The organism is Tenacibaculum singaporense (assembly GCF_003867015.1).
GTDB classification, from domain to species: domain Bacteria; phylum Bacteroidota; class Bacteroidia; order Flavobacteriales; family Flavobacteriaceae; genus Polaribacter; species Polaribacter singaporensis.
Genome location: NZ_CP032548.1, coordinates 2,841,890 through 2,863,553, shown reverse-complemented (window position 1 = coordinate 2,863,553; position 21,664 = coordinate 2,841,890). Strand labels below are relative to the sequence as shown.

Here is a 21,664-nt window from a genome sequence, read left to right as displayed (position 1 = left end):
ATGATTGTATAAGTCACCTCAAATAGTTGTGTTGCTTGAGCAACAAATAGTTAAGTCTTACGCTTTTTTAAGACAATTTTATGTATTTATAAAACTTTATAATGACTGATAACAATCAAACATCAAAACAAACCATATTCTCACTTTTTAAAGATGCTGTTTTAGGAAGACAGCAAGATTTTACGACTGGAAGTATTCGTAAAGCAATTTTTTTATTAGCAATTCCGATGATTTTAGAAATGCTGATGGAATCTATTTTTGCCTTGGTAGATATTATTTATGTATCAAGGGTAAGTGTAAACGCAGTCGCTACCGTAGGATTAACAGAGTCTGTACTTACGTTAGTGTATGCTGTAGCCATAGGGTTAAGTATGGCGGCAACTGCTTTAGTCGCTCGAAGAACAGGAGAGAAGGATTCAGAAGGAGCAAATCAAACAGCAGTTCAAGTTATATTTTTAGGAGTTTTTATTTCTATCCTTATCAGTATTGTTGGAATTGTATATCCAAGAGAAATACTAGCACTCATGGGAGGCGAGCCTGATTTAATTGCTGAAGGTTACGGATATACTCGTGTATTATTGGGCGGAAACATAACAGTAATGTTATTGTTTTTAATCAATGCTGTTTTTAGAGGAGCAGGAAATGCATCTATTGCAATGTGGACGTTGATTTTATCGAACGGATTAAATATTATACTTGATCCTATTTTTATTTTTGGGTTAGGACCGATACCTGCATATGGAGTAGAGGGAGCAGCTATAGCAACAACGATTGGAAGAGGTACGGCAGTTATAGCGCAATTAGGAGTATTGTTTTTTGGAGCAGGTAAAATAAAAATAGCGGTTAAAGATTTAGTGGTCAGAGTTTCTGTAATGATAAACTTAATAAAAGTGTCATTAGGAGGAATAGGGCAGTTTATTATCGGAACTTCAAGTTGGGTGTTTTTAATGCGAATTATGTCTGAATTTGGTAGTGAAGTGTTAGCAGGATATACAATTGCTATTCGAATAATGATGTTTACCTTAATGCCTGCTTGGGGAATGAGTAATGCAGCAGCAACATTGGTAGGGCAAAACTTAGGAGCACAACAACCAGAAAGAGCAGAGAAATCTGTTTGGATAACGAGTAAATATTGTGCCTTTTTCATGGGGGCTGTCTCATTGATTTACATATTCTTTGCTCCAACTTTTTTAGGATGGTTTTCTGAAAATACTGAAGTTGTTGAAAATGGGGCTTTGTGTTTGCGAATTATGGCAGCTGGATACATAGCATATGCTTATGGAATGGTTGTAATTCAATCTTTCAATGGTTCAGGAGATACCAAAACACCAACCTATATCAACTTTGTGTGCTTTTGGTTATTTCAATTACCGTTTGCATATGTAATGGCTATTACACTAGGTTTTGGTCCTATAGGAGTTTTTTTAGCAATAACTTTAGCAGAAGTTTTAATTGCAGTTGTTGGTATTTGGATGTTTAAAAAAGGAAAATGGAAATCTGTTAAGGTATAAGGTAGTTTTTGTAACTTAGCTATTAAAGTTCTGTAAAGAAATCTAAAGTCTAAGATTTTAAACTCTCTTATTACTATGAATACCAAGCAAAAATTAGGCATTAATACTATTTGTACATATGTTGGCGAAATAAAAGATGATCAGTTTAAAGGAGCTATTTCACCAATTTATATGTCAACTTCTTATCAATTTGATAATGTTGATGTAAAAAGGTACCCGCGTTATTTTAATACGCCTAATCAGGAAGCTTTGTGTAAAAAAATAGCAGCTTTAGAAAAAACGGAAGCAGGTTTACTATTTGGTTCAGGTATGGCGGCTATTAGTACTTCTTTACTAGCTTTTTTACAAAAAGGAAATCATGTAGTATTACAGGAAACACTATACGGGGGAACCTATAATTTTGTGGTAGAAGAGTTTGATAAATTTGGAATAGAATATTCGTTTACCAATAGTTTAGCTATTGAAGATTTTGAAAAAGAAATCCAACAAAACACACGTGTAATTTTTATTGAAACGCCATCTAATCCTTTATTAAAAGTGGTAGATATAAAATCTGTCGCAAGTTTAGCAAAACAGCACGGTATAATAACAATGATTGATAATACCTTTGCCTCACCAATTAATCAAACACCAGTGGATTTTGGAATTGATATTATGATACATTCTGCGACAAAGTACATGGGAGGTCATTCAGATATATTGGCAGGAGCTGTTGCAGCTTCAGAAGAGCACATACAACGAATATGGAATTTAGCAAAGAATTTAGGAGGTAGCCTAAGTGATTTTACAGTGTGGATGTTAGAGCGTAGTTTAAAAACAATGAACTTACGTGTAAAACGTCAAAGTAAAAATGCGTTGAAAATGGCAAAATATTTAGAGAGAAATGAACATATAGCTAGGGTGTACTATCCAGGATTAAAATCGCATACAAATTATGAGTTGGCTAAATCTCAAATGAAGTATTTTGGAGGTATGTTGTCTTTTGAGTTACAGGAAGAAATAGATGCTATGACTTTTCAACGTAATTTAAAACTTATAAAACCGTCTATGAGTTTAGCAGGAGTAGAAAGTACGGTGTTGAGCCCTACACAAACTTCTCATGCGTTGCTTTCACCTGAAGAAAGAGCAAAACAAGGAATAAAAGATGGGCTTATTCGTTTTTCGGTAGGAATAGAAGAAACAAAAGATTTAATTCAAGATATAGAACAAGCATTACAAAAAACAATACAATAAATGAAACTAGATATATTAGCTTTTGGAGCGCACCCAGATGATGTTGAACTAGGATGTGCAGCTACCATAGCCAAAGAAATTTCAGAAGGAAAAAAAGTTGGGATAGTTGATTTAACTCGTGGAGAGTTAGGAACAAGAGGTTCTGCTGAATTGCGTGATAAAGAAGCATCAATAGCTGCTGACATTTTAGGGGTTTCAGTACGTGAAAACTTAGGCTTTGCAGATAGCTTTTTTAAAAATGATAAAGAACATCAACTAGAAATTATTAAAATGATACGTAAGTATCAACCAGAAATAGTGTTGTGTAATGCTATTGACGATCGCCATATTGATCACCCTAAAGGAAGTCAGTTAGTGTCCGATGCTTGTTTTTTAAGCGGTTTGCTTAAAATAGTAACTGAGTTAGATGGAGTTCAACAAGAAAAATGGAGACCGAAACAAGTTTATCACTATATACAATGGAAAAATATTGAACCTGACTTTGTGGTGAATGTTACTGGTTTTATGGATAAAAAAATCAGTTCAGTTATGGCGTATTCATCACAGTTTTTTGATCCGAAAAGTAACGAGCCAGAAACTCCAATAACTAGTAAAAACTTTACCGATAGTATAGAGTATAGAGCAAGAGACTTGGGAAGATTGATAGGGGTTGATTTTGCAGAAGGCTTTACATCAGAACGTTACGTGGCAGTAGAAAATTTAAGTAAATTAATTTAAAAAAAAGTTTTGCCAGAATACTAAAAGCTTGTATATTTGCACCCGCAAGTTACATGGTGATTGTAGCTCAGCTGGTTAGAGCGCCGGATTGTGGTTCCGGAGGTCGCCGGTTCGAACCCGGTCTTTCACCCAAAACCTTCTCAAATTGAGAAGGTTTTTTGTGTTTTAAATTTACTTTTAAAATTAGTATTGAATAAAAAAGCTTCTCAGTTTATTGAGAAGCCTTTCTGTTTTTTAACCATTGTTCGTATTTGTCTTTATGCTTAAAGCGCTTGTGTGTCCATAAATAAAACTCTGGTTGTGCTTTAATATTTTTTTCGGTAATTTCTAAATATTTGTCTGTTATTTGGTAGTTTTCAAAATCTTTAGGAGATTCGGTTATAAGTTCAAACTCTGTTTCATAATAACCTCTTTTAATTTTTTTAGCACAGTAGTTAACAACAGCAAGGTTATATTTTTTAGAAAGCATTTCAGCACCAGTGTGTATAGGAACTCTAACACTTAAAAAATTAGTCCAGTAATGAGATTTATGCACTTGAGGAGATTGATCGCTTAATAATATGTATAGACCTTGTATGTTGTTTTGGTAATTTTTGTGAATACCTTTTACTGTTTCTGAAGTTTTAAATCCAGTAATACCAAATTTGGATCTAGAGCTTTTTACGGCTTTTTCAAAATATTTGTTAGCGAGTTTTGTGTAAGCTCCAAAAACATGAAGATCAAGTACTAGAGGGAGACTAAAAGACCATTCCCAATTTGCTTGATGCGCTCCAACTAAAGCAATACTTTTTCCCTCTTTAGCAAGTTTGTTTATAATTTCGGGATTTTTGTACTTATAGCGCTTGAGTATTTCTTTTTCACTAATTGTGAAAGATTTAATGCTTTCAAAGATTAAGTCAAAGAAATGTATGTAGAATTTTTTTGTTATGTTTTTTATTTCTTTATCGTCTTTTTCTGGAAAAGCTGTTTTTAGGTTTTGAATCACTACTTTTTTACGATAGCCTATTAAGTTGAAAATGACAAGACGGAAAAAATCAGAAATTATATATAATAATCTCATGGGTAAAATTGATAATATCCATACTAGCGGATACACAATAATAAAGATGAGTAGTTTCATTAAGTTTTAATTTTAGGCAAATATCGTATTAATTAATGAATGATTTACTTTATTAACTTTTGTTTATGTTTGTGCATATATATAAAATTATGAGTCAAGTTATTATTATACTGATTGTAGCCAATGTATTAGTGTCTTTAAAAGGGTTTAGTGATGCGGCTTTTTTTGATCGCTATAAATTTCAAGTTCAAAGAATATTAGGGGGAGAGAAAATACGAATGTTAACTTCAGGTTTTTTACATGTAGATTGGTTGCATTTAGGATTTAATATGTATGCTTTGTATTTGTTTGGAGAGCTAGCTATGAGAAATTTTAGTGTAATTAATTTTGTGTTGATTTATGTAGCTAGTTTGTTGGCAGGAAGTATGTATTCGTTATATCAGCATAAAAGAGAATTGTATTACAGCGCAGTAGGAGCATCGGGAGCAGTGTCAGGTGTTATGTTTTCTGCTATTTTACTATATCCAGACAAGACCTATAGTTTCATATTTTTTCCATTTATTGAATTCCCTGCATATGTTTTAGGTATAGGATATTTATTGTATTCTATTTACGGAATGAAAAACCAAGTAGGTAATATTGGTCATTCAGCTCATTTAGGAGGTGCTATTGGTGGATATTTGATAACATTAGTGTTACGGCCAAGTGTAATAACGAATCATACAATAATGGTTGGTATTATGGCGCTAATTATTCTAGGATTATTTTTCTTTGGAGATAAATTAAAACTAAATAAATAAAAAACCGAAACTAATGTTTCGGTTTTTTTATGAGCGGGAGACCAGGTTCGAACTGGCGACATTCAGCTTGGAAGGCTGACGCTCTACCAACTGAGCTACTCCCGCGGTAAAGACTTTTGTAATTTCTTACAACTATGTAAAAATTTGAGCGGGAGACCAGGTTCGAACTGGCGACATTCAGCTTGGAAGGCTGACGCTCTACCAACTGAGCTACTCCCGCGGTAAAGACTTTTGTAATTTCTTACAATTATGTAAAAATTTGAGCGGGAGACCAGGTTCGAACTGGCGACATTCAGCTTGGAAGGCTGACGCTCTACCAACTGAGCTACTCCCGCAGTAAAGCGGTTGCAAATATAAGACTGTTTCTAATATCTACAAATATTTTTTTGAAAAAAAATAGCAAAAACTATGTCTTTGATAGGTAGCTATCAGAAAGTGAATAAGATAGGTTTATAAAGATTTTATAAGTTTTATAGATGTTAATGTAAAATCTAATCTTGTACAGTAAAAAAAGGAATTAAAAATAGTTTTATTGTACGTGTAGCGTATGAAATTATAGTATTCAGTATTAAAAAAGAACCCACTCAAAAAGATTGAGTGGGAAAATTGCTATGAAAAAGAACTTAAGACGTCTCTTAAGTGCTGCTAAGGTACTTATAATTTAATAGGTAGAAGAATAAAAAAGCGTAAAAAAATTATGGGCTAACCATAAAAAACAAATCTTTTAAACTTGTAGTGCTGATAACAGAGGACGTATGGTTGGAGTGAAGTGTTAATAAAAGAGGAAAAAGCGGGAAACCCCGCTTAGTACTTTAAAAGGGTTGAGGGCGGCATTGAGGTTCTGCACAGCCAAACCAAATTCGAGAACAGGTATTGTCAGGTAATAAACATTGCGCTTTACCACCATTAATAGATCGTTGTTCCTTTTTGTTTAAACTAATACCTAAGTTTGAAATATTTTTTATCATAATAAAAGTTTTAAGTTTCTCAAAATTAGGTTGTTTAAAATATAATATTAGAAATAAAACCGTAAAAAAAGTACGGTTTTATATTATTTGTTTTAGGTTTTCTTTGAGTCTCTTAGAAAAAAGATTTTTCATCCCTTATAATTTTAAGAAAATGAAAACCATAGATTTCAAAGCCTTCGTTGTAATAAAACTTATGAGACTTTCTGTTAGTAGTGTACGTATTTAATTCAACAGCTTCATATCCTTTAGATTTTGTATAATCATATACCCATTTAAAAAGCTGCTTACCAATATTGTTACCTCTATAGTTTTCATCAACAATTACATGGTCAGGTTCTACACTCTTACCAATATAGTGTCTAGTGCTGTACCAAAGTCCACAAATACCTATTAGTTTATCATCATCAAAAACACCTATGCATTCATAGTTAGGGTATGCTGCCATTTCTAAAACTCTAGCTTTTAAAATATCTTTTGGTGTCGTAGTATTGGCTTTACGTAAAAGAGGAAGAATTGTAAGAATATCTTCTTTGCTAATCAGGTTAAAATTTATATTCATTCTGTATTTTTGAGTTAAAGAAATTTCAGATGATAAAAATAAAAAATATATCAGCTCAAGAAACCTATAATATTCGATTAGCTGTTTTACGAAACAACATTGATTTACCTTACAAGTTTAAGGAAGATGAGTATGAAAGTAGTTTTCATTTAGGGGCTTTTCATAATAATAAATTGGTAGGTATAGCATCTTTTATACAGAATAGAAAAGAAGCTATTAAAGGAGAGCAATATCAGTTAAGAGGAATGGCTACTTTACCAGAAATGAGAGGTATGGGAGCTGGAAGATTATTGTTAGAAGAAGCAAAAAACATTTTAAAAACTAAAAACATTGATGTTTTATGGTGTAATGCTAGAAAAGAAGCTGTTGGTTTTTATAAGAGTCTAGATTTTGTAATAATAGGAGAGGAGTTTGAAGTGCAAAAAGTAGGTACTCATTTTAAAATGTACACTAAAGTCTGAGTATAAAAAAAACCCAAATCGAAAGATTTGGGTTTTGTAGCGAGGAGCAGATTTGAACTGCCGACCTCAGGGTTATGAATCCTGCGCTCTAACCAACTGAGCTACCTCGCCTGATTGCGGGTGCAAATATAATTACTTTTTGGTTTTAGACAACAAACATTTAAATTTTTTTTTAAAAAATAATTATCTATATTGGCACTTAAACAAAAAAATAGATGAGCAAAGTTAAATTTGAATTAGAGTTCCCTATTCATGCATCACCAAGCATGTTATATCAATATTTTGCAACGCCAGCAGGTTTAGAAGAATGGTTTGCAGATAGAGTAAATTCACGAGGAAAGCTTATTACATTTATTTGGGATGACTCTGAAGAAGAGGCAAAGATAATTACCAAAAAAACAGACGAACGTATTAAGTTTAAATGGACTGAAAGTGAAGGTGATGATAGTTATTTTGAATTCAAAATACAGGTAGACCCACTAACAAAAGATGTTGCTGTAATTGTTACAGATTTTGCCGATGATGAAGAGGATGCGGAAGAAGCAAAAATGCTTTGGCAAAACCAAATAGAAGAATTAAAGCATACAATAGGAGCTTAACACACAAAGAGAAAAGAACCAAAAGAAGAACTCGACAATTTTGTCGAGTTTTTTTGTGGCTAATATTTACCTAAATTGTAAGTTTGCAATTAAAATTTTTAAGAAATGGTAAACTTTAATGGAACTTTAATTTCTGATAACGAAGTACAAATTTCAACCAAGAATAGAGCTTTTAAGTATGGCGATGCTATTTTTGAAACAATTAAAGTGTTAAACGGTAAAGTTGTTTTTGCAGAAGACCACTATTTTAGGTTAATGGCTTCAATGCGAATGCTTCGTATGAAGATACCTATGAAGTTTACCCTTGAGTATTTGCAAGATGAAATTCTTAAAGTAATAAAAGAACTACCTGAATCTTCTTCTTATAGAATACGATTAACTGTTTTTAGAAAAGACGGAGGTTTATATGCGCCAGTTACAAACGAAATAAATTATATTATTGAAGGAACTCCATTAGAGAATGTAGAAAAAGAGACCTATAGAATGGATGTTTTTAAAGATTTTTATAACTATTCTGGGTTGCTTTCAACAATAAAAACAACTAATAGAATGTTGAATACATTAGCAGCTGTTTTTGCCGAAGAAAACGATTTAGATAATTGTATTTTGCTAAATGAACGTAAAGGGGTTGTTGAAACTATTAATGGAAACATCTTTATAGTAAAAGGAAACACAATAAAAACTCCAGCTTTAACAGAAGGGTGTATTAAAGGAATTATTAGAAAAAAAGTAATTGAGATTATAGAAAAACACTCAGAGTATACAATAGAAGAAACAACTATTTCTCCTTTTGAAATCCAAAAAGCAGACGAAGTTTTTATAACAAACGCTATTGTTGGAATTCAACCAGTTACTAATTATCGTAAAAAAGAATTTTCAACAGATATAACTAATAAAATAAAAAGTAGTTTAAAACTTGCGACAGTAACTAGTTAAACTTAGTTCATTTGAATATCGCTAGGAGCATTTGCCCAAATTTTATACTTACCACCTCTTTGTAATAGTTTTTCTTTCCAAAAACCTTTATTACTAGTGGTTAAAATATTTTCGTAGTCATTCTCTGTTATAAACCAAGAGTTCATTAACAGTTCCTCTTCTAATTGGTTTGCCCCCCAGCCAGAATAGCCTAAAAAGAAACGAATATCGCTAGCTTTTAACTGTTTGTTATTTAATAACTCTTTTAAAAGATCAAAATTTCCCCCCCAGTAAATACCGTTTGCAACTTCAATACTGTTAGGAAGTAAGTGTGGAACTTTGTGGATAAAATATAAATTATCCTGTTCTACTGGTCCGCCCTGATATACTGTAAAATCACAGTCTATCTCAGGAACTAAATCGCTAAGTACATGGTCTAAAGGTCTGTTTAAAATAAAACCTACCGAACTTTTTTCATTATGCTCAGTAAGTAAAACGATGGTTCTCTTAAAAGAACTATCATTTAAAATTGCTGGTTCAGCAATTAATAACCTACCTTTTTCCGGTTTAAATGCAACCATAATTTTTTTAGTTTATAAACACTAAGGTAAATAAAATTTTAATAAAATTTTAACAAAAGTGTTAAAAAACCAGAGGAAATAGGTGAAAAACTGTAATTACATTTTTTCTAAAACACTAATTACTTCATTTTTTTTACGAACTGAAACAGGAACAGTTGTTTTGTTTTTTAAAACTAAATATCCTCCATCAGATTTTATGAATTCTTTAATGAATTGAATATTAATTAGATGACTTTGGTGAACTCGTAAAAAATCGTATTCCTTCAACATATCAGCAAAGTGCTTTAAGGTTTTTCCAACTAATATTTTTTGTCCATCATTCATAAAAAACTCTGTGTAATTATTATCGGACTGACAACGAACAATATCGTCTAAATTTACCACCATAATTTTGTCAGAAGTGTTTAATGAAATCTTTTTAGGACGTTGATTTGGTTTTGAAATGGATTGTTGGAGGACTGTAAGCTGTTCTTTGTCGGGTTTAATTTGATTTTTTGCTTTGTTAATTGCATTTGCTAAATCTTCGTTTGAATATGGTTTTAATACATAATCAATAGCAGCAAATTTAAAAGCTTTAATGGCATACTCGTCGCTTGCAGTAACAAAAATAATTTTTGAAGATAGGTTTGGATGAATTTCTAAAACATCGAAACCAGTACCGTCTCCCAGCATAATATCTAAAAATAAAATATCTGGTTGTTGCTTTCGTAAAACTTTTGATGCTTCTACTACACTTTTAGCAGTATCAATAATTTCAATTTCTGGGTGAAACTGAGTAAGATCGTTTTGTAACATCTCTAAAGCTGTTGACATATCGTCTACTAAAATTGCAGAAAGTTTTTTCATGTTTTAAAAATCAGTTTTTAAAGGAATTTCAAATAGTACCTTAGTTCCTGTTACTTTTCTTTTATCATATAGTTCAATAATGGAAAAAGCTCCCTTTTTTGACAGGTTTCGAATTCGTTCTTGCGTAACTTTTAAAGCTACGGATTTATGTGAGCTAACTTTTTTAAGTTCTTTTGATTGATGAACACCAATACCGTTATCTATTATTTCACAATGTAAAAGATCGTTTTTTATAGAAAAACTGATCCTAATTTTTCCGTTTTCAACAGAAGAGATTCCGTGTTTTATACTGTTTTCAACAAAAGGTTGTATTAGCATTGGTGGAATTAGAATTTCTTCAGGATCAATAGAAAGGTTTGTAATTATTGAATATTCAAAGGCGTTTGAGTTTATCTGTTGCTCTAGTTCAATATAATTTTTTAGCGTGGTAATTTCTTCAGCTAAGCTAATTTCTTCTTGTCTAGAATTGTGTAAAACACCACGTAAAAGAGTAGCAAATTTACTAATGGTTGTATTTAATTCAACTGATTTTCCTGAGTTTCCTAGTGCTTTAATTCCATTTAAAACATTAAAAATAAAATGCGGATTCATTTGAAGTTGCAAGGCTTTTTGCTCTAGAGATATCAAATGATTTTCCAGTTCTAACTTTGCAACTTTAGCTTTGTTTTTAGCTTGAATTCTTCTGATATATGACCAAACAATGAGTGTTAAAATTATGCTGGCTACTCCAATGGTAGACCAAATAAACCAACTTTTTTTATAGATAGGAGTATCAATATAAAAATTAAACTCAATAGGAGTGCTTTCTATTTTTCCAACTCTTGATTGAGCTGAAAATGTATAGTTTCCTGGAGAAAGATAAGCTAAATCGATAGCACTTTTAGTACTCCAAGGACTGGTTTGATTGTTGAGCGTATAGCGATACTCCAACTTATTTGAGTTGCTAATATCTATTGTTTTGTAATAAAAAGAGATATGGTTTTTATCTGCAGGGAGTTTTAGAGTTTTGCTGTAGTTGTTTATGTTAATGCTATCTAAAGGAGTAAAAACTACCTCAATATTTTCAAAAGAAATGGTAGGCTTTTTTTGTATTGGTTTGTCACTTTTAATAAAATAAACTCCCTTATCTTTTGTAGAAACCCAAGTGTTATTTTCATTGTCTTGAAAAGCACTGGTAATTTCATTGGTAGTTAAGGTATTATATTTATTAATGTTTCTAACGAAATTAAAATTAGCATCTAGTACTTCAATACCATTATCCTCAGAGATAATCCAAAATTGATTATTGATTTTTTTAATTTCAATAACATTTTGCGTAGTGATGCTTTGTGTTTCTACTTCGTTGTTTTTAATGAATTTAAGGCCTTTGTTATAAGTAGTTGCAATTATCGTTTTTCCGTTAATTAAAAGAGAAGTGTAATTATTTACATCAATTCTTTTTAAAACTTTAGGATTGATAAGCTTATCAAGCTTCCACAAAGATTTATTAGTAGCTATCCAGTAAAACTTTCCATCAAATAACATATCGTTTATCTGATTTAAATCAATTTGAAAGTTGGTACGAAGAGGAGAGAGATAGTCTTCACGAACTCTAACAACTCCTTTATCAGTGCCTAAAAAAGTATGGTTTTTAACGGTTAAAATGCAGTTAACATTGTTGCCTTCAAAATTAGTAAACCCATGATGGTTTTTTATACTTAAACCTTTATCGGTACCAATAAATATAGTATTTCCTTTTGAAGAAATGATATTAACGTTGTTAGAAATTAATCCATTTTTTGTTGTAAAAGTAGTAAACTCATTTCCGTTAAATCTAATTAAGCCGTTATTGGAAGCTAACCAAATATAACCAGTTTTATCTTGAGAACAGTTGTTTATGTGTAGGCTTGGTAACCCATTATTTTTGGTGTAAGTTTTTAAAGGTTGGTTTTGAGCAGAAACATTTATCAGACCACAGATAAAACAGCAAAGTAGTAAAAAAGCAAAATTTTGTACTGAGTGTTTTTGAGTACTCAATACAAAATTGTTTCTCATAGCTGTTTTTGTAATATGATATTGGGTTTTCATCATAACAAAAATACTTAAATAAAACGTCATTACGAAGGGAAGGAGGTTGAAGTAATTACTTTTATTATGAGGTTTTCCTAGGTTCGTAATGACGTTTGTTCAACAATTATTAGTTATTTCATAGCGTATAAACGCTTATTATTGGTATCTGGTTTCACGTGTTCTAATTCTCCGTAAGGTTTAGTTAAAGGTTTTAAAACACATAAAGCAGAAGCTTTACCTTTTATAATTAACTGACTGTTTTTTACAGTATAGGTCCATCTAAATTTCTCTACAGGAATATTTGTTTTTTCAACTTCTTTCATTAAAGCTTCTTCACTAGCAATAAAATCCATAATTTCTTCTTGCATTACAAAGTGAGGAATTTCGTTGTCAGAATTATGGTAGTCTAATTCTAGATTTACTGGAATGGTATACTGAATTGTGTATGGTTCTCCCACATAACGTTCTCTTTCATTGTTTAAAGCATCGTACCAAGAAATTTCTTTTTCTTCTGGATATTTCTTAGCAATTTCTTTTGATAAATCTACTTTACCAGGAGAATTTGCTGTGGGATAAAATACGTAGTACGGTTGTGCTAAATAATGGTTAGAAAACTCTCCTCCAAATACATTGTAGTATGGTGATGCAACTACTTGAGGAATTTTGTTTTCAGTTATAAAAGCACTTTTTAAAGTGTTTATTAAATCAGTGTTTTCTGCCAATTGATTGGTGTGAAAAATAATTCTAGTATCATCTGTAACAGCATCGCTTTTTACAGAGGGTAATGCACCTTTAGTAATTGTTTTTTGTAACGTTTCAGCAGTTACTTTATCTCCATTAACTACAGTTTCTAAGTTCATTGCTCTAAAAGGGTTGTTGTTATTTACGATATGAATTTCTCCGTAAGGATTTTCAGTAGCATTGTTGTTCATCCAAGAAATAATTTCTTCTACTGAATACTTACCATTAATTATTTCGTAGTTTTTTTCTTTGAAATATACTCTAGCGCTATCGTAAAAATGGCTATCTCCATTGTCGTTCCCTGTAATAAATACTACAGGTTTTCTGTATTCCACAGCTGGTTTTTCAATAGTTTCCTCTGTGGTAGCAATGTTTTCCTGTTCTTGATTTTTGTTGTCACTTTTTGTGTTATCACAACTTGAAAATACTCCGATTAGTAGTAGTAATCCCATTACTGTACCTACTTTTAAAATGTTTTGTTTCATAGTTTTTTGTTTTAAGGTTAATATAGTTACTGTTATTGTTGTAAAATGATGGTTACATCCTTTCCTAAATTTATACTAGTTGATAGTTTGTTTAAGATGTTAGGAAGGTTTCGGTCGTTAATCCACTGACCGTTTTCTTGTTTTTCAACGGAAGCGATTAATCCGCTTGTGTTTATTTGTAATTTTAAACTTGTGTATTTTTCTAAATACATTTTTAATACTGATGAATAATTGTTGTTTGACCACATAATTGTTGTTTTTATATGATCAAAATTACCACAGAAGTACAGGTAGATTTGGAGTAAATTAGAATTCGTAGTAGATAAATTAGAATTCGTTGTTGATAGTCGGTAGAAGGTAGACGTTAGCCAGTAGTTTCTAGCCAGTAGTCGGTAGTTGATTGATAGATAAAAAAGGTGACTTGAAGTTAAAAAATAATAGTTTTAGCCAACAGCCAACAGCCAACAGCCATTTAATAACAATCTGTTTTAATTTGATTCTTCTTTTTAAAGTAGTCTAAAGATGTGTTCAGTTTAGTTGAAGTTATTTGTTCTAATACTTTCTCAACACCTTTTAGCATTTTAATAGAACCACAAATCATAATAGTTCCTCCGTTTTGTAAAACAGTAGAAATTGTAGTTTCTTTTTTTAGTAACAAATCTTGTATATATTCTTTCTCTTTTTCTTGAGAATAGGCAATATGAATGTTCTTTTTCTCTATGTTTTTTAACAAAGAAGCGTACATTTTTAGCGACTCTTTAGTTCTACCACCCCAGAAAAGATGTGCTTTTGTGTCGTTTTTATGTTGCAGCATTCCTAAAAAAGGAGCGATACCTGTTCCGTTAGCGATAAAGATTACTTCTTTATTTTTCTTAGGAAAATAGAATTCCTTATTCTGTTTGATGCTTGCTTTAAGTGGTTCATTTTGTTTTAACTGATAAAGTAGATTAGAACACACTCCGAGGTCATGTTTTTTAATACTTAGTATGATGTCATTATCTATTTTTCCAACAGAATATAAACGTTCAATATTGTCTTCTTTAGGAGTTATAGCTAACAAATCACCAGAGTTAAAACGAATTTTTTTAGTTGGCTGTAAGCGGACTAAAAAGGAATCGTCATTGTTTAATTCAGTTTTAGAAACTGTGGTAAAAGTTTGTTGTTTTTTATACTTTTTTACCTCTTGTGTTAGTTCAAACTGTATACTAGTTTTTTTACTCCATAAATGTCCCCAAGTTTTAAAATCTTGAAAAGACTGGTTGTTAATTTTATAAACAGGTAACAGAGGTGTAAACTCTGGGAGTTGTTGTAGTTTACTATTTATATCAATAGCAAATTGACAAAAATGAGGATATGCTCTGGAGCCAAAACCAACTATTGAATAGTTAATCTTATTTTGAATCACTGTTTGTTGAACTAACTGTAAGAATTTAGAAGCGTTAGAAGGAGCTTCACCTTCTCCGTAAGTTGAAGTTAATATAATTAGATGTTTCGCATTTTTGTACGAAGTGTAATTGTTTAAGATATCGATAAAAACTGGGATGCTTTTTTTGATTAAAGCATTGTGTAAAGAGGAAGCAAAAGGGTAGGTGTTGTTTGTTTCTGAGCCTACTAAAATGATAATTTCTGCACTGTCTTTATTAGTTTTATTTTTAGGAAGTGAGTTTTTTTGCGCTCTTTTGACGGTCATTGCAAACCCTGAATAGATAAAAAACAGGATAGATATTGAAGAAAGTAACAATACTATTGACCAAATGATTGTTCCGTTTCCTGTATGTAATAACAAACTCCAGTTTAGAAGTATGCTAGTTAACGAAAGGTTTTCTTTACTGATTATATTCCCTGTATATTGATGAATTAGCACTTCACTATCATTTAGTTTCACAAAAAAGTAATCTTCTTCGTCTTCAGAAAAAGGGAATTCTATACTTTTTATTTCATTTAAAGAGGTGTTTTTAAATATAGGGAAATCAGCAACTGCTATTTTTTCATTAGAAGAAGTTGGAGAAAAATCATAAGAATGATTAATTTTTTCTTTTGGTAAAACTGAAAACCTATCTAGTGATAAATACACTCCTGTTAGTGTGATGATAATGATAGGGACAAGCGTGTAACGACCAATAATAATGTGGTAATACTGTTCAAAATTTTCTTTTACAATTTTAGAAAAAAGCTGTTTAAACCCACCTTGTCGTTTGGCAATTAGTATGAGTCCAGTTACTGCAATTAAACAAAGTAAAAAAGAGATAAAGCCAACGATAAATCTTCCTGTAGACTTTAAAAATAAAGACCTGTGTAAGCTGGTAGCAAACTGAAAAATAGGTTTCTTTTTTTCAATATCACCTAATTTTTCTCCTGTGATTGGGTTTACATAAAATGTGTCACTTTTTCCTTCTTTGGTAACTACCGAAGTACTTACAAAATCATTCTCATCAACGGTGATTGAAATTACTTCATCGTACTGTTTTTGCAAGGTAGAAATTGTATGGCTAAGTGTAATTTCTTCAGTGTTAGAAATACTGTAGTCTGAAAGCTGTTTTGAAATAGGTTCAAAAGATAAAACAATACCTGTAACGGCAGCAACGAGTACGAAAAGGAAAGAAGATATAGCCAAGGTTAAGTGGCTATATCTCCATATAGAAGTGGTCATTTTTGTTAGCTATTTCTATTGATAAAATTATTGAGGCATTAAACGGATGTAACGAATAAACCCATTTCCTTCAAACTTACCTTTAAGGCTTTCGGTAGTTAATTCAAATTCTACATCATCTTTGTAGTATTCTTGATCTTCTACAGCTGATTCAAATCTAATTTTATATCCCTTATCAATTTTATCGTTATCAATTTTTAATACGGTAATAGCTCGATTACCTCCACTAATTGTTGCTCCTGTGATAGCGTCAATATCTGTACGAACTTTTCCTTGGAACTTCCACCATTCGGTAATATCGGAGTACCATTCTTCATCATCACCTTGAACGTACAATGTTTTTTCGTATTCTCCATTAGGATTTAATAATGAAATAGCAATGTAAGCGCCTTCACCAGTATAATTTTTCATCTGAATCATACATTTATATGTGGCACTATCATTTATGTTAAAAGCCATTATTGTGAATACAGTAATAAAAAGAGCTATGATTTTTTTCATTTTTTATTGGTTTATTTTAATACCAAATCGTGTGTAATTGTATTTACACACGACTTGGTACATAAGTTTATTTTAAAAAGTTAATATCTATATTTTTCTTGTTTAAAATTTCATTTTCTTTAGCTAAATCGTGTACCGTTTCATCAAAATCAGTAGTAATTGATTTTTTAGCTCCAATACTTAATAAATATTTAATTACATCAGTATTATTAGCCTGCATAACAGCTAAATGTAGTGGGGTTAAACCTTCATTGTTTTTTGCATTCACATCAATTTTTAAAGTGTTGATTTTTTTAAGTAAATCGATGTTGTTTTTCTCAATTGCTATATGGAATAATGTGTTGTTATTCGCCTGAAGTTGTGTTAAGTTTAATCCGTTATTGGCTAAAAGACTCATTTTTTCAGTAAAATCGTTCACTTTTTTAGGATGGTAACTTTTAACTAAATAATAAGCTAAAGAATTTCCTTTATCATCTTTTACGTCAATATCAGCCTCGTTTTCTATTAAATAATCTACCACTGCTTCTGAGTTGTATTCAACTGCATTCGTAAGTGCTGAGTGTCCTTTTTTATTAGTGTGATTAATATTCTTTGTTTTTTCTGATAATAACTGAACAATTTCTAAAGCATTTCTGCTAGCTGCAATAATTAAAGGTATGTTACCGTTATCGTCAGCTTGATTAGCATTTACACCTTTATCAAGGAAATAGTTGAAGGTATTTGAATCCTTGTTTCCACGAGCTAAATTATGAAGCGGTGTTTTTCCATCATTATTAGTTATGTTTGGCTTGATACCTAAACTTTCTAAATATTTAAAAAAAGCTAAAGAGTTATAGCCACTTCGAGAACCTTGCGTAGCTAATAGCATTGCATTTCCTCCTTTTTTATTTAGGTTTTTATAAGGCAATCCTTTTTTTATTAAAAGAGTTAAAATTTCTTTATTACCTTTTTTAGCAGCGTAGTTAAATGTACCATTACCATCTTTGTCAACATTATGTAAGTTCAACCCTTTTGAAGTAAGGTATTCAACAAATGAAAAATCTTTTAAACTTGGTAGTACTAATAATAACGCATTAGCCCCATGCTCGTCAATATCTGTTTTTATATCAATTCCGTTTTGAATGCATAATTCATAAATTTCTTTATTAGTTTGCCCTGCATTTGCAGCAAAAGTCAGCGGAGATAATTGATGAGAGTCTTTTAAATCCATACGAGCATTATTAGCTATCAAATGCTTCATAATTTCAACATTGTTTTTATAGGCAGCCCAAAAAACATAAGTTCTTTTATCGTGTGTTATCTTGTTAACATCATTTCCTTTTTTAGTAAGTAAATGTTTGATTACTTTATTTGGAGCACTAGCTAAGATAGCATAAGTAACAGCATCAAACCCGTTTGGGTTTAAGGCAGTAGCGTCATTTCCTTCTTTTATTTTCTGTTCAACAGTTTTTATTGTAGGATTAGTTTGCCAAAAAGATCTTTCAAAAAAGATGTTTTTTGTTTGTGCTTGCATTGCACTTATAAAGAGTACAAGAACAAATGTTATATGTTGTTTTTTCATGTTTCTGTTTTTTTAAAATTTATAGCGTAATGTAGAACCAAAATTAGCAGGCTCAACTCTATTAATATAGCTTGTGCGGTAGGCGTTGTAACCTACCTCGCCAAAGATATTGTTTCCAAATACATCAATACTTAATTTCTCATTGAATTTGTAAGAGGCTTGTGCATTAACAGTAGTATATGCTTTTAAATCGAAAGGTTTAACGCCTGGAACTACACCTGTATGTGTATAGTTTCTAGACCATACATTATGAGGTCGCTTTCCTAAATAATAAGCCCCTGCACCAATTGATAAACCATTTAAAGATTTTTTAAATGCATAACGAGCCCAGAAGTTTGCTGTATGTTTTGGTGTGTTCATTGGACGAGAGTTGTAATAATAAGATACATGATCTTTGTATTTAGCATCTAAATATGAATATCCACCAATGATTTCTAAATTAGGAAGGATACGACCTATTAATTCTACTTCTACACCATTTCTTACATCGTCACCTCCTTGTGTATAATAACCTAAATCATTACCAGCATTGTCATAAACAGGTAGGTTTAAGTTCTTGCTTGAAGTATAGAACGTCGTAATATTAAAACGTAAAGCATTGTTTAACCAAGTAGATTTAATACCAGTTTCAATTTGATCCCAACGTTCTGTACCTAATTCGTTACCGTCAACATCCATATAAAAAGAAGTTCTAGGATCTGAGCTACTAGCGTATGAACCAAAAATGATAATGTTTTCATTTGGTTTTAGATTAAATCCTACGAGTGGATTAAAAGCATCATCGCTTTTAGGTTCGGTTATAGGTTTTCCAACAAAACTACCTCTAGTTCTTTTCATAGTGGTATAACGTAATCCTAAGAAAATATCTGCCCAGTCTGTGAGACTAATTTTATCTTGTATTGTAATTCCGTAAGCCTCTGTTCTTGAACCAGTATCTGCACCTGCGTTTCTAGTAACACTAATTCCATTAGGGAGTGTGTTGTCTATAGGTTGTAATACATCTATAATATCTACATAATTGTTCCCAGAATTATAGTTTGTAGTGTATCTTAAATTATCAAATTCAGAAGTTCTAAAATCAGCTCCAATTTGGAAAGTATGTTTTAAGAAACCTGTTTCTACATCTTTTCCAACCAAATCTAATTGTAATACACTATTATTATCTTTTCTACCAGAGGCATAGTATTCTCTGTAACGTTGGTTGTCTGGTAATACAGGCAGTTTATTTCTAGGACTTCCTTGAAAAGCGTAAGAGGTTTCAGTATCAATATCTAAATCAGAAACAAAATATCCTGCTTTTATGCTTAGTTTATCAGTTAATTTTCTATCTGCTCTAATAGCATAGGTTAGGTTTTTAGTAGTAACATTATCTGTGTCAAATCCCATAAAGTTATTATTAGGTAACTTATAAATGTTGTTCACATCATAAGCTCCTAAGTTAAGAGTTCCTTGATCTGGAGTTCTGCTATCGTGCATGTAATCCATTTCTAATGTAATGGTAGTTTTTTCGTCTGGTCTCCAAGCATAAGATGGATTTACATAAAAACGCTCAGAACCAACATGGTCTCTAAAACTGTCTGCTTTGTCGTAAGAACCAGCAACTCTAAAGGCATGTTTTTTGTCAGCATCAATAGGGCTATAGACGTCAAAAGTAGGACGTAATTTACCAAAGCTTCCTGCTCTAAAAGTTACTTCACCGCCAGTATAAAACTTAGGAGTTTTGGTAACAACATTGATAACTCCACCAGCAGAACCTAAATCACCACCTAAACCTTGGCTAATGGCAGAGATTCCTTTTAATACTTGGATGTTATCTACTCCTGCCATATCTGTGATAATCCCAGTACCTCTAAAATCAGAATTAATACGAACTCCATTTTTTAGTAGTGGAATACCTCTAAAACCTCTAAGAGACATACTCTCTTTTGTGTTTCCATAAGTGGCAAACGTATAAACACCTGCTACATTTTTGGTAACATCACTAAGACTTAAAGCATTTTGTTGGTCGATTAGTTTATGAGATAATACTGAAATACTTTGTAATTGTTCGTTAGGAGCTAAAGGAAGCCTTGTTAGTGTTTCTAGTTTTTCAGCTCTTTTATCTCTTGCCCCAAAAAGTTCAACTTCATCTAATTGAGTGTCTGATTTTAAGATGATTACTAAGTTGTTTATATTCTCTTCAACCATTATCTTTCTTGATACTTGAATAAAACCTACTGCACTAACCACAAGCTTGTAGTTTGAATGTGGCACATCTTTGATAGTAAAACTACCATTTTCATTGGTTTCAGTACCTATTTTACTTCCTTTTATAAAAACATTAGCATACGGAATAGCTTCATTATTTTCTGATTTTACAATACCTTGTATGGTTGCTTGACTGTATATTGTTTGAATACAACTACATAATAGTAGTAGAGACACTATAATTCTCATTTCTTTTTATTTGAGAGGTTTTTAAATTTTTAGATTACTTTTTTACAAAAGATTCTATTGCTTTATCAATTTGTTCTTCTTCTGAAGTCTCTTTAGAAAACAAGTGTTTGTATAAAGGTTTATTATCTACCTTTTGCTCTAATGATAGGTTGGTGTTTCTACCATAAACCTCAGACCACTTATTTCTAACCAGTTGCCATTTATTAGTGTTCTTTTTCCACCAATCTTGTGCAGCTTTACATTTGCTATCAGCTACTTTTACGTAAGTGTTGTAACCCTTTTCGTGTGCAATAACAACATCTTCTTTACCAGTTTCTCTTATTATTTTTCTGTTATCTTGATCGTGTAACCAACCGTAGTTTGTGATTTCATGGCGGTTGCCTCTTTCAGTTACATTATAATCGCTTCTTTTTGTGTATTCTCTTCTTGGTAAAGGTGCATCTGTAGTATTTTCCCAATAGCTTTTTCCGTCTACATGAACCCAAGTGGCAGAACCTTCGTATCGTGGACTATCATCTACTTGATATACCTTTTGAGTCCATTGTTTTTTAACTTCTGATTTTGGTTTGGTTTGAAATAACCAATTGTTATCGCCATTATACATGTAAAAATCTGTGTTCTCATATAGCCAATCTTGTCTCCAGTGCTTAACTATATGTGGATTAGATGGATTTCCAACCTGTAATAAATGTTGAATTGAAATTTTGTTGTTTTCGTCAACAACTAATTCTGCCCACTCTAAAGCTTTATCTTTTTTTGTTTTTGAAGGTTTGTAAAGTGAGTCTTTACTGTTGTTAAAAGTTTCTGCGAAATTGAATGTTACTTCATAACAACCACACATTTTTTTAATAGCCTCTCTGTCTTTTTTCTTCTTGTTTTGGGCGTTAATTGTAAGTGCAGATAGTATTAATATACTACCTAATAGTATTTTTTTCATCGTGAGATTTGTTTGAATTTATTTTTCGACAAAAATATAACTTTTATTTAGATT

At 31.5% G+C, this 21,664-nt stretch carries 19 protein-coding genes and 5 tRNA genes; 8 read left to right on the top strand and 16 right to left on the bottom strand.

From position 1 onward, the window contains the following. The first annotated feature begins 101 nt into the window (after positions 1-101). The 4 genes from D6T69_RS12695 to D6T69_RS12680 all read left to right on the top strand — a co-directional run bounded on the left by D6T69_RS12695 (position 102) and on the right by D6T69_RS12680 (position 3,592). Entirely contained in the window at positions 102-1,511 is a 1,410-nt protein-coding gene (locus D6T69_RS12695) for an MATE family efflux transporter (protein WP_125068075.1), read from the top strand. Between the two features lie 75 nt (positions 1,512-1,586). Next, positions 1,587-2,744: a trans-sulfuration enzyme family protein gene (locus D6T69_RS12690; RefSeq protein ID WP_125068074.1), complete on the top strand. Its 1,158-nt coding sequence runs from the start codon at positions 1,587-1,589 to the stop codon at positions 2,742-2,744. After that, positions 2,745-3,461 carry a bacillithiol biosynthesis deacetylase BshB1 gene (gene bshB1, locus D6T69_RS12685; RefSeq protein WP_125068073.1) on the top strand — a complete coding sequence of 239 codons (717 nt, stop codon included), beginning with the start codon at positions 2,745-2,747 and terminating at the stop codon, positions 3,459-3,461. Positions 3,462-3,516: 55 nt separating this feature from the next. Then, positions 3,517-3,592: transfer RNA gene (locus D6T69_RS12680), tRNA-His, on the top strand. Positions 3,593-3,672: 80 nt separating this feature from the next. Here D6T69_RS12680 and D6T69_RS12675 read toward each other — a convergent pair. Further along, positions 3,673-4,581: a lysophospholipid acyltransferase family protein gene (locus D6T69_RS12675; RefSeq protein ID WP_125068072.1), complete on the bottom strand. Its 909-nt coding sequence runs from the start codon at positions 4,579-4,581 to the stop codon at positions 3,673-3,675. A gap of 89 nt (positions 4,582-4,670) precedes the next feature. Between D6T69_RS12675 and D6T69_RS12670 the strand changes: the two genes are divergently transcribed. Then, positions 4,671-5,321, top strand: a complete 651-nt coding sequence (locus D6T69_RS12670) for a rhomboid family intramembrane serine protease (RefSeq protein WP_206197818.1) — start codon at positions 4,671-4,673, stop codon at positions 5,319-5,321. Between the two features lie 32 nt (positions 5,322-5,353). On the opposite strand, the gene D6T69_RS12665 is transcribed toward D6T69_RS12670, so the two are convergent. The 4 genes from D6T69_RS12665 to D6T69_RS12650 form a co-directional block, all read right to left on the bottom strand. Next, positions 5,354-5,426, bottom strand: a tRNA-Gly gene (locus tag D6T69_RS12665). Positions 5,427-5,468: 42 nt separating this feature from the next. Continuing rightward, positions 5,469-5,541 (bottom strand) — tRNA-Gly (locus D6T69_RS12660). A 42-nt stretch (positions 5,542-5,583) separates the two neighbouring features. Continuing rightward, positions 5,584-5,656, bottom strand: a tRNA-Gly gene (locus tag D6T69_RS12655). A 745-nt stretch (positions 5,657-6,401) separates the two neighbouring features. After that, entirely contained in the window at positions 6,402-6,848 is a 447-nt protein-coding gene (locus D6T69_RS12650) for a GNAT family N-acetyltransferase (protein ID WP_125068071.1), read from the bottom strand. 29 nt (positions 6,849-6,877) lie between these two features. On the opposite strand from D6T69_RS12650, the gene D6T69_RS12645 reads away from it, so the two are divergent. Then, positions 6,878-7,309 carry a GNAT family N-acetyltransferase gene (locus tag D6T69_RS12645; RefSeq protein WP_125068070.1) on the top strand — a complete coding sequence of 144 codons (432 nt, stop codon included), beginning with the start codon at positions 6,878-6,880 and terminating at the stop codon, positions 7,307-7,309. 37 nt (positions 7,310-7,346) lie between these two features. On the opposite strand, the gene D6T69_RS12640 is transcribed toward D6T69_RS12645, so the two are convergent. Beyond that, positions 7,347-7,420 (bottom strand) — tRNA-Met (locus D6T69_RS12640). Positions 7,421-7,524: 104 nt separating this feature from the next. Between D6T69_RS12640 and D6T69_RS12635 the strand changes: the two genes are divergently transcribed. Together D6T69_RS12635 and D6T69_RS12630 are read left to right on the top strand one after the other, a co-directional pair. Beyond that, positions 7,525-7,908, top strand: coding sequence for an START-like domain-containing protein (locus tag D6T69_RS12635; RefSeq protein ID WP_125068069.1), 384 nt, complete (start codon positions 7,525-7,527; stop codon positions 7,906-7,908). A 105-nt stretch (positions 7,909-8,013) separates the two neighbouring features. Continuing rightward, complete coding sequence (locus D6T69_RS12630) at positions 8,014-8,844, top strand: aminotransferase class IV (RefSeq protein WP_125068068.1); 831 nt, start codon at positions 8,014-8,016, stop codon at positions 8,842-8,844. A 2-nt stretch (positions 8,845-8,846) separates the two neighbouring features. On the opposite strand, the gene D6T69_RS12625 is transcribed toward D6T69_RS12630, so the two are convergent. The 10 genes from D6T69_RS12625 to D6T69_RS12580 form a co-directional block, all read right to left on the bottom strand. Further along, positions 8,847-9,404, bottom strand: coding sequence for a YqgE/AlgH family protein (locus D6T69_RS12625; RefSeq protein ID WP_125068067.1), 558 nt, complete (start codon positions 9,402-9,404; stop codon positions 8,847-8,849). Between the two features lie 96 nt (positions 9,405-9,500). Continuing rightward, a complete protein-coding gene (locus tag D6T69_RS12620) occupies positions 9,501-10,250 on the bottom strand; it encodes a LytR/AlgR family response regulator transcription factor (protein ID WP_125068066.1) in 750 nt (249 codons plus the stop codon). 3 nt (positions 10,251-10,253) lie between these two features. Further along, positions 10,254-12,320: a sensor histidine kinase gene (locus D6T69_RS12615; protein WP_164506724.1), complete on the bottom strand. Its 2,067-nt coding sequence runs from the start codon at positions 12,318-12,320 to the stop codon at positions 10,254-10,256. Positions 12,321-12,430: 110 nt separating this feature from the next. Further along, the gene (locus D6T69_RS12610; RefSeq protein ID WP_125068064.1) at positions 12,431-13,525 is read right to left on the bottom strand and encodes a hypothetical protein; all 1,095 of its coding nucleotides are present in this window, start codon (positions 13,523-13,525) and stop codon (positions 12,431-12,433) included. A gap of 32 nt (positions 13,526-13,557) precedes the next feature. After that, positions 13,558-13,773 (bottom strand): hypothetical protein, encoded by a 216-nt coding sequence (locus D6T69_RS12605; protein ID WP_047789227.1) that lies wholly within the window; start codon positions 13,771-13,773, stop codon positions 13,558-13,560. A gap of 224 nt (positions 13,774-13,997) precedes the next feature. Beyond that, entirely contained in the window at positions 13,998-16,175 is a 2,178-nt protein-coding gene (locus tag D6T69_RS12600; protein WP_125068063.1) for a PepSY domain-containing protein, read from the bottom strand. Between the two features lie 27 nt (positions 16,176-16,202). After that, on the bottom strand, positions 16,203-16,634 hold the full coding sequence (locus D6T69_RS12595) for a DUF2271 domain-containing protein (RefSeq protein WP_369918924.1): 432 nt from the start codon (positions 16,632-16,634) through the stop codon (positions 16,203-16,205). A 109-nt stretch (positions 16,635-16,743) separates the two neighbouring features. Beyond that, the gene (locus D6T69_RS12590; protein ID WP_125068061.1) at positions 16,744-18,237 is read right to left on the bottom strand and encodes an ankyrin repeat domain-containing protein; all 1,494 of its coding nucleotides are present in this window, start codon (positions 18,235-18,237) and stop codon (positions 16,744-16,746) included. A gap of 12 nt (positions 18,238-18,249) precedes the next feature. Further along, entirely contained in the window at positions 18,250-20,673 is a 2,424-nt protein-coding gene (locus D6T69_RS12585; protein ID WP_125068060.1) for a TonB-dependent receptor, read from the bottom strand. Positions 20,674-20,707: 34 nt separating this feature from the next. After that, positions 20,708-21,610, bottom strand: coding sequence for a DUF6607 family protein (locus D6T69_RS12580; protein ID WP_125068059.1), 903 nt, complete (start codon positions 21,608-21,610; stop codon positions 20,708-20,710). Between the last annotated feature and the right edge of the window lie 54 nt (positions 21,611-21,664).

Excerpts from the sequence above, each read along its gene's own strand:
- D6T69_RS12695 (WP_125068075.1), top strand. The coding sequence starts at position 102 with ATGACTGATAACAATCAAACATCAAAACAAACCATATTCTCACTTTTT.
- D6T69_RS12690 (WP_125068074.1), top strand. The coding sequence starts at position 1,587 with ATGAATACCAAGCAAAAATTAGGCATTAATACTATTTGTACATATGTT.
- bshB1 (WP_125068073.1), top strand. The coding sequence starts at position 2,745 with ATGAAACTAGATATATTAGCTTTTGGAGCGCACCCAGATGATGTTGAA.
- D6T69_RS12675 (WP_125068072.1), bottom strand. The coding sequence starts at position 4,581 with ATGAAACTACTCATCTTTATTATTGTGTATCCGCTAGTATGGATATTA.
- D6T69_RS12670 (WP_206197818.1), top strand. The coding sequence starts at position 4,671 with ATGAGTCAAGTTATTATTATACTGATTGTAGCCAATGTATTAGTGTCT.
- D6T69_RS12650 (WP_125068071.1), bottom strand. The coding sequence starts at position 6,848 with ATGAATATAAATTTTAACCTGATTAGCAAAGAAGATATTCTTACAATT.
- D6T69_RS12645 (WP_125068070.1), top strand. The coding sequence starts at position 6,878 with ATGATAAAAATAAAAAATATATCAGCTCAAGAAACCTATAATATTCGA.
- D6T69_RS12635 (WP_125068069.1), top strand. The coding sequence starts at position 7,525 with ATGAGCAAAGTTAAATTTGAATTAGAGTTCCCTATTCATGCATCACCA.
- D6T69_RS12630 (WP_125068068.1), top strand. The coding sequence starts at position 8,014 with ATGGTAAACTTTAATGGAACTTTAATTTCTGATAACGAAGTACAAATT.
- D6T69_RS12625 (WP_125068067.1), bottom strand. The coding sequence starts at position 9,404 with ATGGTTGCATTTAAACCGGAAAAAGGTAGGTTATTAATTGCTGAACCA.
- D6T69_RS12620 (WP_125068066.1), bottom strand. The coding sequence starts at position 10,250 with ATGAAAAAACTTTCTGCAATTTTAGTAGACGATATGTCAACAGCTTTA.
- D6T69_RS12615 (WP_164506724.1), bottom strand. The coding sequence starts at position 12,320 with ATGATGAAAACCCAATATCATATTACAAAAACAGCTATGAGAAACAAT.
- D6T69_RS12610 (WP_125068064.1), bottom strand. The coding sequence starts at position 13,525 with ATGAAACAAAACATTTTAAAAGTAGGTACAGTAATGGGATTACTACTA.
- D6T69_RS12605 (WP_047789227.1), bottom strand. The coding sequence starts at position 13,773 with ATGTGGTCAAACAACAATTATTCATCAGTATTAAAAATGTATTTAGAA.
- D6T69_RS12600 (WP_125068063.1), bottom strand. The coding sequence starts at position 16,175 with ATGACCACTTCTATATGGAGATATAGCCACTTAACCTTGGCTATATCT.
- D6T69_RS12595 (WP_369918924.1), bottom strand. The coding sequence starts at position 16,634 with ATGGCTTTTAACATAAATGATAGTGCCACATATAAATGTATGATTCAG.
- D6T69_RS12590 (WP_125068061.1), bottom strand. The coding sequence starts at position 18,237 with ATGAAAAAACAACATATAACATTTGTTCTTGTACTCTTTATAAGTGCA.
- D6T69_RS12585 (WP_125068060.1), bottom strand. The coding sequence starts at position 20,673 with ATGAGAATTATAGTGTCTCTACTACTATTATGTAGTTGTATTCAAACA.
- D6T69_RS12580 (WP_125068059.1), bottom strand. The coding sequence starts at position 21,610 with ATGAAAAAAATACTATTAGGTAGTATATTAATACTATCTGCACTTACA.